This window comes from Pseudofulvibacter geojedonensis (genome assembly GCF_042675745.1).
Taxonomy (GTDB): Bacteria; Bacteroidota; Bacteroidia; order Flavobacteriales; family Flavobacteriaceae; genus Pseudofulvibacter; species Pseudofulvibacter geojedonensis.
Map to the genome: position 1 here is coordinate 270,990 of NZ_JBHTJM010000002.1, position 13,693 is coordinate 284,682.

General features: G+C 31.0%; 12 protein-coding genes. 3 read left to right on the forward strand and 9 right to left on the reverse strand.

The window, feature by feature from the left end; genetic code table 11:
- From ACFQ1O_RS01940 to miaA, 3 genes are read left to right on the forward strand one after another with little or no spacing between them, the layout of a single operon-like run.
- The gene (locus tag ACFQ1O_RS01940; RefSeq protein ID WP_377712748.1) at nucleotides 1-819 is read left to right on the forward strand and encodes an ion transporter; all 819 of its coding nucleotides are present in this window, start codon (nucleotides 1-3) and stop codon (nucleotides 817-819) included.
- 22 nt (nucleotides 820-841) lie between these two features.
- Nucleotides 842-1,633: a hypothetical protein gene (locus ACFQ1O_RS01945; protein ID WP_377712750.1), complete on the forward strand. Its 792-nt coding sequence runs from the start codon at nucleotides 842-844 to the stop codon at nucleotides 1,631-1,633.
- A gap of 34 nt (nucleotides 1,634-1,667) precedes the next feature.
- On the forward strand, nucleotides 1,668-2,579 hold the full coding sequence (gene miaA / locus ACFQ1O_RS01950; protein WP_377712753.1) for a tRNA (adenosine(37)-N6)-dimethylallyltransferase MiaA: 912 nt from the start codon (nucleotides 1,668-1,670) through the stop codon (nucleotides 2,577-2,579).
- 32 nt (nucleotides 2,580-2,611) lie between these two features.
- Here the strand turns inward: miaA and ACFQ1O_RS01955 are convergent, their stop codons facing one another.
- The 9 genes from ACFQ1O_RS01955 to recN all read right to left on the reverse strand — a co-directional run bounded on the left by ACFQ1O_RS01955 (nucleotide 2,612) and on the right by recN (nucleotide 13,647).
- A complete protein-coding gene (locus ACFQ1O_RS01955) occupies nucleotides 2,612-3,316 on the reverse strand; it encodes a response regulator transcription factor (RefSeq protein ID WP_377712756.1) in 705 nt (234 codons plus the stop codon).
- Between the two features lie 3 nt (nucleotides 3,317-3,319).
- The gene (locus tag ACFQ1O_RS01960) at nucleotides 3,320-4,897 is read right to left on the reverse strand and encodes a sensor histidine kinase (protein ID WP_377712758.1); all 1,578 of its coding nucleotides are present in this window, start codon (nucleotides 4,895-4,897) and stop codon (nucleotides 3,320-3,322) included.
- An 82-nt stretch (nucleotides 4,898-4,979) separates the two neighbouring features.
- Nucleotides 4,980-5,561, reverse strand: a complete 582-nt coding sequence (gene coaE, locus ACFQ1O_RS01965; RefSeq protein WP_377712760.1) for a dephospho-CoA kinase — start codon at nucleotides 5,559-5,561, stop codon at nucleotides 4,980-4,982.
- On the reverse strand, nucleotides 5,558-6,484 hold the full coding sequence (locus tag ACFQ1O_RS01970) for a CdaR family protein (RefSeq protein WP_377712762.1): 927 nt from the start codon (nucleotides 6,482-6,484) through the stop codon (nucleotides 5,558-5,560). Before ACFQ1O_RS01970 ends, coaE begins: the two co-directional genes overlap by 4 nt.
- An 18-nt stretch (nucleotides 6,485-6,502) precedes the next feature.
- Nucleotides 6,503-7,504: a glycosyltransferase gene (locus tag ACFQ1O_RS01975; RefSeq protein WP_377712764.1), complete on the reverse strand. Its 1,002-nt coding sequence runs from the start codon at nucleotides 7,502-7,504 to the stop codon at nucleotides 6,503-6,505.
- 71 nt (nucleotides 7,505-7,575) lie between these two features.
- Complete coding sequence (locus ACFQ1O_RS01980; protein WP_377712766.1) at nucleotides 7,576-8,721, reverse strand: T9SS type A sorting domain-containing protein; 1,146 nt, start codon at nucleotides 8,719-8,721, stop codon at nucleotides 7,576-7,578.
- Between the two features lie 254 nt (nucleotides 8,722-8,975).
- Nucleotides 8,976-10,907 carry a choice-of-anchor J domain-containing protein gene (locus ACFQ1O_RS01985; protein ID WP_377712767.1) on the reverse strand — a complete coding sequence of 644 codons (1,932 nt, stop codon included), beginning with the start codon at nucleotides 10,905-10,907 and terminating at the stop codon, nucleotides 8,976-8,978.
- Between the two features lie 185 nt (nucleotides 10,908-11,092).
- Nucleotides 11,093-11,908: an enoyl-ACP reductase FabI gene (locus ACFQ1O_RS01990; RefSeq protein WP_377712769.1), complete on the reverse strand. Its 816-nt coding sequence runs from the start codon at nucleotides 11,906-11,908 to the stop codon at nucleotides 11,093-11,095.
- 83 nt (nucleotides 11,909-11,991) lie between these two features.
- Nucleotides 11,992-13,647, reverse strand: coding sequence for a DNA repair protein RecN (recN, locus tag ACFQ1O_RS01995; RefSeq protein ID WP_377712771.1), 1,656 nt, complete (start codon nucleotides 13,645-13,647; stop codon nucleotides 11,992-11,994).
- Between the last annotated feature and the right edge of the window lie 46 nt (nucleotides 13,648-13,693).

Here is a 13,693-nt window from a genome sequence, read left to right on the forward strand (position 1 = left end):
TTGAATAAAAACAAATCTTGGAAAAGTAAATTACACGAAATTATTTATGAAGCAGACACTCCTGCTGGTAAATGGTTTGATATTATATTACTTATATTAATCCTTACAAGTATTGCTGTTGTAATGCTAGAAAGCGTGGCAGAAATTGGCGATCAGTATGAATATGAATTAGGACTTGCTGAATGGATTATTACTATTTTATTTACAATAGAGTATCTTGCACGAGTTATCACCATAAAAAAACCTAGCGAATATATTTTTAGCTTTTATGGTTTAGTAGATTTCTTTTCTACTATACCTAAATATTTATCGTTGATACTTGTTGGTTCTACAGGTGCCTTTGTAGCCTTAAGAGCTCTACGTTTATTACGAGTCTTTAGAATTTTAAAACTTGCTCGATTTATAGGAGAAGGCAACCAGTTAATCAATGCTTTAAAAGCAAGTAGAGCTAAAATTTCGGTGTTCTTATTAGCTATTTTTATGCTTTGTATAATATTAGGCACAATTATGTATATGATTGAAGGTGGTGCAGACAGCGGATTTAGTAGTATTCCACGTAGTGTTTATTGGGCAATTGTAACCTTGACCACAGTTGGATATGGCGATATTGCTCCAGTTACAGCATTGGGACAATTTATAGCTTCTATAATTATGATTTTAGGATATGCTGTAATTGCTGTTCCAACCGGAATCGTTTCTGCAGAAATGACTAAAGATCAAAAAAAAGTACATTTAAATACGCAAAGTTGTCCCAATTGCACGGCTAACAATCATAGAGATCATGCTATTTTTTGTTATGAATGCGGCCATAAAATGTAATTATACATAAACCGTTAAAAAAATGAAACGTGTTTTAAAACACTTTTTTCTCTTTATACTTCTAACTTTACTTACTCAAGTAGGAGGAATTGTTTACATTTTAAACCTTATCGTTCTGCATAAATTAAAGCTTAATTTTAAGTTTAAAAAAATAACATCTTTCTTAGTTCTTTATATACTCTTTACTTTTATAATTGTTCCTATTACCGCTCCCCTTTTTGGGAGAGAACCTATTATTCACTCAAAAAAAATACAACCTGTAAATTATTTTACAGTTATTTTTAACAGAAATTATGTAAAACCTAAAATAAACTCTTTATTATTGAATGTAGAGAAAGAATTAGCACATACAAATATTCATATAAATTACTTAGACGCAAACTTTCCTTTTATAAATGCGTTTCCTTTACTCCCTCATTTAAGTCATAATGATGGAAAAAAGTTAGATATCAGCTTTGTTTACGAAGACTCTAAGGGGGTAATTTCATCAAAACAAAAATCTTTTAGCGGTTATGGTGTTTTTGAAAAGCCTACCAAGAATGAATTAAATCAAACAGAGTATTGCAAAGCCAAAGGATATATTCAATATGATTTCACTAAATATTTAAAGCTTGGTCATATCAACAAACACCTCAAATTCTCAAAAAAAGGAACAAAAAAACTGGTTAAAGCTATCATAGATAATCAAAATATCGAAAAGGTTTTTATCGAACCACATATAAAACAACGCTTACAAATTAACAGCTCTAAAATTAGGTATCATGGGTGTAAAGCGGTTAGACATGATGACCACATTCATATACAAATGAAATAATCTTTTATATCTTTGACAACTTAAAACTCAACTCTTGAACAATAAATATCTCATTAGTATTGTAGGGCCAACGGCAATAGGTAAAACAGCTTTAAGTATTAAGTTAGCAAAATATTATAATACAGAAATTATTTCTTGTGATTCACGCCAGTTTTTTAAGGAAATGACTATCGGAACTGCAGTACCAGAACCTGATGAGTTGGTAGCTACCCAACACCATTTTATTCAAAATATTTCGATTACTGAAAATTATTCTGTTGGCACTTTTGAAAGAGAGGCCATAAACAAGCTCAATGAACTTTTTATAAAACACGATACTGTTATTATGGTTGGTGGCTCTGGTTTATATGTAAACGCAGTCATTAACGGGTTAGATGATTTTCCGAAAATAGATACTTCAATTCGTGAAAATTTAACTCAACGATTAGAGAAAGAAGGTATAGAATCTTTGCAAAAGCAATTAAAAGAGTTAGATCCTGTATCCTATGAAAAAATAGCAATTGATAATCCGCAACGCCTGTCAAGAGCACTAGAGATTTGTATTGGATCTGGCAAACCGTATTCGTCTTTTCTTAATAAAAAAGACAGTAAACGCAACTTTACCCCAATTTCAATCGGTCTAACTGCAGATAGAGCATTAATGTACAACCGTATTAACCAACGAGTAGACATAATGATGGAAAAAGGTTTGTTAAACGAGGTTAAAAGTTTATATAAATACAAAACGTTAAACGCTTTAAATACTGTTGGATACAAAGAACTTTTTAAATTCTTAGATGGCGAATGGAACTTAGATTTTGCAGTTTCTGAAATTAAAAAAAATACCCGAAGATTTTCTAAAAGACAAATTACCTGGTTTAAACGAGATGAATCTACAAAATGGTTTGATTATTTATACAACTTAAATGATATTATTGAATATATAAATAACAAAAGAGGCCATTAAGCCTCTTTTTACTCTTTTACGCATGCAGAAGTTTAAGAGTTTACAACTAACCTAAAACCCTCTCCATGAATATTTAATATTTCTACTTTTTCATCTTTCTTTAAATATTTACGCAATTTAGCAATGTATACATCCATAGAACGAGATGTAAAGTAATTATCATCTCTCCATATTTTAGTTAATGCTAACTCTCTAGGCATTAAATCGTTTTCATGCAAGGCTAACAAACGTAATAATTCATTTTCTTTAGGAGATAATTTTATTGGCTCTTCGTCACCTATAGATAAAAAACGCAATTTAGAGTTTAAATGAAACTTACCAATTTTAAATTCAAATGTTGCACTATCTGCAACAGAATCTTTTACCTTTCTTTGCATTATTGCTTTAATTTTCATTAACAATACTTCAGAATCAAAAGGCTTGTTTAAGTAATCATCTGCACCAACTTTATAGCCCTTTATTACATCTTCTTTCATGGCTTTAGCAGTTAAGAATATAATAGGTACTTCCGCATCCTTAGCCCTAATTTCTTTTGCCAATGTAAATCCATCTTTATAAGGCATCATTACATCTAAAATACACAAATGGTAATTGTCTTTTTTAAATTTTTCGAATCCTTCCATTCCGTTTTTAGCATGAGTAACATCGTAATCATTCAGTGCTAAATAATCTCTTAACACAGTTCCGAAATTTGGATCGTCTTCAACTAATAGTATTTTTTTCTTTTCTTTTTCCATGGCTTATGAAATTAAAGGTATTTTAATAATGAAAGTACTTCCTTTTCCTCGCTCACTCTCTACATAGATATCTCCTTGGTGGTCATCTACAATTTGCTTTACATAAGCGAGCCCTAGACCGTGTCCTTTAACATTATGAATATTACCGGTATGTTCTCTATAAAATTTTTCAAATATCTTTTTTTGTACAGATTTGGTCATTCCGCTTCCTTTATCTTTTATTTTAAGAAGAACGAAATTTTTAACATTTTCTGTGTACACATCTATTTCTGGTGCTTCAGGTGAATATTTAATTGCGTTATCTAACACATTAACTAGTATATTTGTAAAATGTATTTCATTAGCCAAAATAGAAGTTTCTTTTGCATTTAAGTGCGTTTTTACATATCCTCCTCTATCTTCTACTAATAGCTCTATATGTGGAATAGCGTCTTCAATTAAATCATGTACATCTAAATGTTCTTTTTCTATATCTAACTGTTTTTTCTCTAGTTTAGATATCCTTAAAACATTTTCAACTTGAGCATGCATTCTTTTATTTTCATCACCTATCATTCCTAAATAACGTTTTACTTTTTCGTCATCTGATAAAACTTTAGGGTTTTTAATAGCATCTAAAGCTAAATTAATTGTAGCTATAGGTGTTTTAAATTCATGCGTCATATTATTAATAAAATCTGTTTTTATCTGCGATATTTGACGCTGTTTAATTAGCTGATATAAGGCCCCAGCATAGGCTAAAACAATTATAATAGTAAATATAAACGATAAACTAGCCATTGACAAAATAGAGGATAATAAGTATTTTTTCTTGTTAGGAAAAGTAATTCTTAGTTGGAATTTACTATCTCCGTCTCCTTCAAATAGCGGATAATCATACTCTCTATTTTTTAACAACTCATAATCTTCAGAATGGACAGAAGTAGCCAAACCTTTACTATATACTGCGTACTCATAGTCTAAATCTAACTTTTGATGATTAAATTCATTTGCTAATAAAAGTTCTATTTGTTTATTGGTTAAACGCTTATGTATCGGCTTTTTCTTTGCTACTTTTTTATAAACTTTCTCCAACTCAATCTGACTAAACTGAGGTAGTTGGTTGACCCTTTCTATTTGCTCTTGCAAAGTAAACTGAGATTCATCTAACCCTAATTCGTCAAAAAATGTAGTTTCGCTTTTTCCTACAAAACTTGTTAAATTAATATTTTCACCTTCAGGTATGTCTAAGAACTTTGCAGCTGTTGTAACATTATAATTTTGTTCAACAACACCACTTCTAACCAGAAATGCTGCGTTAGCTTCTGCATCTTTTTGAACCAAAAACATTTCTGTTATAACAGTTTGGCTAGGTAACTGTCCCAAGCTATCAATTAACATTTGTAATTGATGAGAATACTTTACTCTTTCTTGCTTTTCTATTTTTTTAGATACAGTTCCTAAAATTTGGTTTACTTGCAAAGAGAATTGCTCTTCTTTATCTTCTACAGATGCATTAATCCAATAACTTTGAACAAAAATTATCCCTATAAGAGATAAGCTCATTAACACCACTAATGCAATAAATATTTTCTTGTTCATTGATTCAAAAATAAGAGATTCTGAAACAGGGTGAATTCTTTTTAACCAAAACTTAACAAAAATGTTAAAATTTATGATTCTTTCACATTTTATTAAGAATGGTCGTGTTAATTTTTACAACCTGACGTTTAGTTTCTTCTAGATCTTCATTATAAATAACATAATGAGACTTTAAAATCTTTTCTTGTTCACTAAGCTGATTCTTTATTCTAGCTTCTACTTGTTTTTCTGTAACTAGATCTCTAGCCACAACTCTTTTTATACGCTCTTCTATGGGGGCAGTAACTGTAATTATTAAATCACATTTTTTATAGCTACCAGACTCAAATAAAATAGCCGATTCTTTTATAACATAATTAAATTCTTGCTGCTGATACCATTTATAAAAATCTAAAGCTACTGCTGGATGAACAATATGATTTAACTGAGTTAATAACTCTTTGTTTAGAAATACTTTATCTGAAATATAAGCTCTATTCAACTCGCCGTCTACATAGGCCTGTTCTCCTAAAAGGAATTTAATTTTTTGAACAAGCCCTAAATCAGTCACCATTAATTTTTTTGCTTCAATATCTGTTACATAAATAGGCACTCCTAATTTATAAAACAACTTAGCAACTGTAGTCTTACCACTACCTATTCCTCCTGTTAAACCAACTATCATTTATTTAAAAGTAAATATGTTACTGATTTTTTAAGTACTCTAACATTGGTTGTGCTGCTAGGAGTATTTGCCAATTTAATTTTTAACAGTTTTCCACCCACCATTTCATTAGCGTCTACATAAACCTGAAACTGATTAGACTTTATAGAACTATATTTAGAAATGGGGGATTGAAACTGAATTGTAACATGTTTTGGAAAAATAGTTATTTCTTTATCTTTTGGTGCGTTTTTAACTAAAATAGGCACCGTAAATTCTCCCTGAGTGAAACGTTCTACCTTATAGCTATACTTAATACTATTTGTAGAATATTTTAATTTAAAATTATTTTTTAAGCGTAATTCACCACTAATCGAATCTTTTACATTTTTAAGTGTAATTGTTTCTGTAACAACGCTATCTATCTCTTTAATAATTGTTTCTTCTCCGTAAATAGTAACTTCTTTCGGAGCAATTTTCATTGCAGATACTCCAAACCCTGTTTCGGTATCAACGTTAATATTTGGCAAAACTTTTACTTTTTTCTTAAATAATTTTACCTTATCAAATACAACCCTATTAGGTATGACACTTTTTATTTTTAATTGTTCAGAAATTATTGATTTAAATTGACTCTCATTATTACTCCACATCCAATATTCTGGGAAAGAATTCATATTCACTTCATAAACTAGTCCATCTAATTTATTATTTAATAATGAAAAACCACTTCCTTTAACCTCTATTTCTAATACTGTTTTTTCATTTTTAACTAGTGTTTCTTTAGGAATATTTACTAGTTGTAAAACCACCCTTACTGTTTTTGTATATTCTTTAGACAAGTTTATAATAGACCAGGCAATTACAGCTATTAATAAGCTTAACATAAACATTCTGAAACGTTTTTCCTTTACTATTTTATATGAAGAACTTTTAAATTTCATTGACCTTATAAAGATACTTTATTTAAAGAATAAAAAAGGAAAAGCCTCTTGAGGTTTTTGTTTCAACCAATTGATTTTTATAGTTGATTCTAGAAAACCTAACCCATATCCAAAAAACTGAATAAACAAAGCTATTATGGATTGAAATCCAATAAGTAAGCTTTTATTTTTTAAGCTAGAATCAATAAATATTAGTCCTAAATATGCTAATAAAAGATATAAAAATATTTTTACTCCTAAAACCCAAAATATAATCGATTGTAAAACACCAATAACAAATAACGTTGGAAACCAATATGTAATTTTTTTTGTTTCTGGATGCCAATAATTTAAAATAGGTCTACACTTACCAAATTTCTGTACTTGAGTATGAAACTTACTCCATGAAATTCTTCTTTTATGATAAACATATGCTGTAGGTATTAATTTAGTTTCAAATCCAGCTTTCCATAAACGAATAGTTACATCAGGATCCTCTCCTGGGTGAATCTTCCCAAAACCTTTGGTTGCTTCAAACGCTTTTCTAGATAAACCCATATTAAAACTTCGAGGCTGAAATTTATCTACACTTTTTTTTCCTCCTCTAATCCCACCTGTTGTAAAAAAAGAAGTCATTACATAATTTATAGCCTTTTGAAGGTTTGTAAAAGATTCATGAGCATTATCTGGTCCTCCAAAACAATCTACGTAATTTGCTTGAAGAGATTTATCTACCTCTGTTAAATATTCAGGAGGCAGAATACAATCAGAATCTAATATTAAAAAGTAGTTGCCTTTAGCCTTTCTCATTCCATAATTCCTTGAGTCACCTGGGCCAGAATTAGATTTAAAATAATAACTAATATTTAAGTCCTTATTGTATTTTTTGCATATAGCTTCTGAAGATAAATTAGATCCATCTTCAACAATAACAACCTCGAAAGGTATTGTACTAGAAAATTGTGTTAAACTAAAAAGTAATTCATCAATTTCATCGGGTCTATTGTATACAGGTACAATAAAAGAGTAGGATATCTGCATACAACAAAAATACTAAAAAGAAAGAGCCTGTGCTAGTTGCACAGGCTCTTAAATAAAGTTAAATTATAAAATTATCTTTTAACAATTCTAAATGTACCTTCTACATTGTTAATTGTAGCCTTTACAAAGTAGATTCCTGAATTTAAGTCAGAAAAATCTAATTCATAACTATTCATATTTGGATAAACTGTTCTTATAGTTTGCCCTAACATATTAACTACATTTAATGCTTCTATGCTATTTTTAGCAGAAACCATTAATTTGTCTTGTACAGGATTTGGATAATAATTAAAGTTTTCATCTAATTGCAATTCACTAATACTCAAAGATGTATCTGATAGTCTTAAACTAAAGGTTCCCTCTTCTGAACCTCCACCGTTCCAAGCTTGTAAATAATATGTATTTCCTCCTGTTAAGCCTGTTAAATCTACTGTGTTGGCTGAGGCAGCAACATCTTGACAAGAAGTTCCTTCTTCTGTTAAAGCTCCACATGTACCGCTATAAACAACAAAATTAGCATCTGTTGCTGTACCATCTAGTATTGAATCTACTGTTACTGTTCCTGATGCTGGTGCAACAAAAGTAAACCAAACGTCTTGAATCACTCCAAAAGCATCACATGTTGGATTATTTACATTGGCAGTACCATTTCCATTATCTGTTCCAAAGGCAACTCCATCTACAGATGCAGCTATTGCTGTACCACAATCTTGATTAGCCACATTTGGTGGAACAGCTGAAGTACATGCTATTGATAAATTACCTGTACCGGTACTAGTATTATAACCACTAACCGCTATATAATAAGTAGTTGTACCATCTGATGTAAAGTTTAGAATAGAAGAAAAACCAGAACAACCTGGTCCGTCATCATTATTAGCAACACAAGTTAATGTACCACAAGTTCCATCTCCTGAAGCATAAACATAAAGTTTTGAATCATAAGCAGCATCTCCAGGTGTAGCTCCTGTATCATTACACATAGAAAGCTCTATATCTTCGGCAGCTCCAGATCCTGTATAAGTATACCAAATGTTTCCTGCTGCTGAAGCTGGCCCACAACTAATTGTATCATCTGTATCTAAAGTTGCAGCACTAGTATCGGTTGCTGTTGTTGTTCCACATGTTAATGCTATTGCATTAGCACAATCATCATTTGCCTGTGAAAAAACACTAAAGCTAATAATACTAAATAATAAAAATGTAATTTTTCTCATAATAATAATTTTTAAATTAATTAATTTAATCAATTTGGGACTTTAACTTTACCAGTACAATAATTAAGAAATGAGTAAACAATAGATTTGTCGATTAAGACGTGAAGGGCGGTTATACAAATTTAACAATTTGTTAAACTATACTTATATAAATACGACAAAAAGCTCATTAAAAAGACTAAGTGCAGTTATCTATCTTTCTAACAAAAAAGCCTGTGCTAGTAGCACAGGCTTTAAAGAAATTATTTTACTAATTATTTTTTTATGATTCGGAATGTACCATCAATACCATTAATTGTAGCTTTTACAAAATAAACTCCTGATTTTAAATCAGAAAAATCTAACTCGTAATTATTGATGTTTGGAGTAACTGTTTTTACTGTCTGACCTAACATATTTATAATAGACAATACTTCAATTTGGTTTTTGGCAGAAACCACTAATTTATCTTGTACAGGGTTTGGATAATAATTAAAGTTTTCATCTATATCAAAATTATCAACAGACAAAGTAACTTGATCAAATACTTGAATACCAAATGTTCCTCTGTTATTATTATACCCACTAACTTGAATATAATAAGTATTACCAGGAGTAAGTGCATTACCATTTGCTGCATTTAAGTTTAATATAGAGTTATAAGTAACTACTGTTCCACTATCTTGATCACAACCTACTGCTGCAGAAAGAGTTGATAAATCTGAACATGTAACACCTGTTGCATCATAAACTGCAATTTCAGAATCTGTCATTGTTCCTCCAAAATCTGTACTTACTTGCACTTCTCCTGAAGCTGGTGCTACAAAAGAAAACCATACAGTACCTTGGGCTCCACCACTATAACAAGCCCCTGCAGGCTCATTCGCTTCTTCTGTTGCTGAGTCGTTAGTATAAGATCCAGCTACAGCAGCCGTATCTATTGTTAATGAAATAGCGTTACATAAATTATCATTAGCTGGTGCTGCTGGTGGGGTTCCTACACAAATATCAAAATTATTGTATTGGATAGTTGTTAACCATCCATAAACTCTTACATAATAAGTTGTTGCCGGTGTTAAACCTGTTAAATCTAATGTATTAGGATCACTATCTGCTGAAAACACTAAACCAGCACAACCACCTGTTGCATCATAGACACCCATTCCCATATCTGTACTTGTAGAAGTTCCTCCCCCTTGATTTACAACATTAGTTAAAGTAACTCTATGGTTTGTTCCTGTAGCTACAAAAGAGAACCAAACATCTGTATTAGGTGTTCCAGTTACATCATCAGCTTGAGAGGAAGCTGTAGCCCCTACTGTAGTACCAGCTGTTACTGTAGCACAAGCAAAATCAGAATTTACTGTTAAAGCAATTGCGTTAGCACATTCATCATTTGCAGGTGGCAATATAAAAGTAAAATCAAATGATTGATAAACACCAGCTGCTCCACCACAATCTGACTGTACATAAACTGTATAAGTTGTACCTCCTACTAGACCAGATGTTGTTGCTGTAGTTCCTGCAACAGAGCCAGATGCAATCTCTCCTGCTGTACCTTGAGCAACACCTTGAGGCTGTACCTCCCAATTATACATTGTTGCTCCAGTTACCGCATCCCATGTGATATCAGCAGAATCTGGACTTGTAAAATTACCAGCAGCTAAATTCATAACATTTGGACAAGCTGGTATTGCTGAATTAACCATATCATCAACAAAAAGTTGCCATTCATTTGTCCCTGTAGCTCTAATAGCTATATAAATATTTTGACCAACATATGTCGTTAAATCAAATATTTTTTCTTCCCAAGTTGCAGCAGCATCTTCAGATGCTTGCAAAGTTGTCGTAAAAGAACCAGGAGCTGTATCTGTAGTAGATAATAAAACTTCATATGGTTCTAAAAATGTTCCAGATCTAGATTTTATCCAAAAACTTAATTGGTCACTTACTCCAGCAGTAACTGATATTTGTGATGTTATTAAATAATCATCATGTGCTACAGATGCATCATAAGTAATACTTGCTACACCTGTCCCTCCATGAGCTCCTCCAGTTGGGTTGTCTAAAAATACCCATCCGTTTGTACTACCATTATTAACAACGGTAAATCCTGCTGGCAGAGCACTTTCAAATGTTTCATTAAATTGTGAGAATCCTACAATGCTAAATAATAGCATTGCACTTAAAAACGTAATTTTCTTCATAAACGTGGTTTAAAATTGTGATTAAAAAATTAATAATTGGGATTTTTTTTTAAGGGGAGTATTTTAAATTTCCGGCAAATATACAGTCCTAGCTCTTATTTTATAGAATATTTCTCTTATTATCGATTAAAAACAAAAAAGCTCGACATGTAACATATCGAGCTTTTTTTTAATAAAATATTTTTTTATTCTTCCCCTACAAATTGCTCCATTACAGCATTACTCACTCCAACATTTGAAAAACCTCCATCATGGAATAAATTCTGCATAGTAATCTTTCTAGTCAAGTCAGAAAATAATGACACTGTATAATCTGCACAGTCTTGAGCTGAAGCATTACCTAAAGGCGACATTTTATCTGCATAAGCTATAAATCCATCAAAACCTTTAACTCCCTGACCTGCTGTTGTAGGTGTTGGAGATTGAGAAATTGTATTCACACGTACTTTTTTATCTGTACCAAAGAAATAACCAAAGCTACGAGCAATAGACTCTAAATATGCTTTATTATCTGCCATATCATTGTAATCAGGAAAAGTTCTTTGAGCTGCCATGTAAGTTAATGCAACTATACTTCCCCACTCGTTCATAGCATCTTGCTTGTATAAGGTTTGCATTACTTTATGAAAAGAAACTGCCGAAACATCCCAACCTTTATGAGTCCAATCATAATTTTGATCTGTATAATGACGTTTTTTACGAACGTTTACAGACATACCTATTGAATGCAGTACAAAATCTAACTTACCTCCTAAAACCTCTTGAGCCTTAACAATTAGGTTTTCTAGGTCTTCTAAATTAGTAGCATCTGCAGGAATTATTTCTGATCCTGTTTTCTCTGCCAATTCATTTATTTTCCCCATACGCATAGCAATAGGCGCATTAGTTAAAACAAACTTACCTCCTTCTGCATGAACACGTTCAGCGGTTTTCCAAGCAATAGAATTTTCATCTAAAGCTCCAAATATGATTCCTCTTTTTCCTTTTAATAAGTTATACATAGTTGCTTATTTTACTTAATTTTTCAATATTCAAATGTAACAAATATCTTATTCAATAAATGGTTAATCAAATAGAATATTTTTTAAATCTTTAATAACTCTTTTGCATGATTTAAAGCGGTTTCCGACAAGTCTTTACCACCCAGCATTTCTGCTATCTCCACAATTCTTTCTTCAGGAGTTAATTCTTTTAAATTAGACTTAGTTACTCCTCCCTCATCTGCTTTAAACACCTTAAAGTGCTGTTGACCTTTGCTAGCTATTTGAGGTAAATGAGTGATACTAAACACCTGCATATTTTCACTCATATACTTCATTAACAGTCCCATTTTATCGGCCACTTCTCCAGAGACTCCTGTATCAATTTCATCAAACATAATACTCGGAAGCTTTTTGTATTTAGACAAAACAGCTTTAACTCCTAACATAATTCTAGATAATTCACCTCCCGAAGCACTTTTCTTCAACTCATTAAAACTACCTCCCTTATTAGCTGTAAAAAGAAAAGCCAATTCATCTTTACCATTATTCAAAAAGCTGTCAACAGATTTAAGACTTATCTTGAACTGAGCATTTTCCATTCCTAAATTTTTTACAATTTTTTCTAATTGCTGTGTTAATTTAGGTATAGATTTTAACCTATTTTCATGAATTATACCCGCTATTTGATCTAACTCTACTGTTAGCGTTTTTATTTTTTCTTCTAATAACTTAATTGCTTCAGATAAATTAGCTACTTGTCCCACTTTTTTATCTAACTCATCTCTAACAACAAGTAATTCTTCTAAAGAACTAACTTGGTGTTTTTGCTGCAAACTATTTAACTGATTTAAAATAGAGGTTACGACATGCAATCGTTCAGGATCTGACTCTACTCTTTCTTGTTCTGATTCTATTTCAGAAAACACATCATTCAACTCTATTTGCGAACTTTCAACTCTATTATATAGTTGTGCATATGATGATGAAAAACTTGAAATATCTTTTAAACTATTCTTTAATTGAAGGAGTAAAGTAGTAATTCCTATTTGTTCATCTGATAACAACTGATTTGCTTGCAATAATTTTTCCTGAATTGTTTCTACGTTTTCTAATTGCTCTAGTTCTTGCTCTAATGACTCTTGATCTATATCGTCTAAATTAGCATCTAACAATTCTTGTAATAAAAAATTATTATACTCTTCTTCTTTTCCAAAATTAGATTGAGTAATTTTTAACTCATCAAATTCTTTTCTAACATTTCTTAAACTCATAAGTTGAGACTTATAAGTTTCTAAGTTTTTATCGTTTTTTGCTAAAGCATCAATTACTTCAAATTGAAAGTCATTATTTGTTAATTGAAGAGTTTGATGTTGAGAGTGAATATCTATTAAATTTTCACTAATTCTTTTTAACGAATTTAATGATACTGGTGAATCATTGATAAAGGCTCTGGATTTTCCAGACGGGAGTATTTCACGCCTAATAATAGTCTCTTCTTCATAATCAATATCTTCTGAAGAAAATATTTTTTGAAGTTTATAGTTCTCTACCTGAAAAACTGCTTCTACTATACACTTTTTTGTAATATCATTAATAACAGATGTATCAGCTCGTTTACCAAGAATTAACCCTAGCCCGCCTAATAATATAGATTTACCAGCTCCTGTTTCACCAGTTATGATAGAAAATCCGTTCTGAAATGAAACAGACATCTTATCTATCAATGCATAATTTTGTATGGAAAGTTGGGTTAGCAATGTATTCTTTTTTAGAAACCCAAATTTAAACTAATTCAGTATTAAA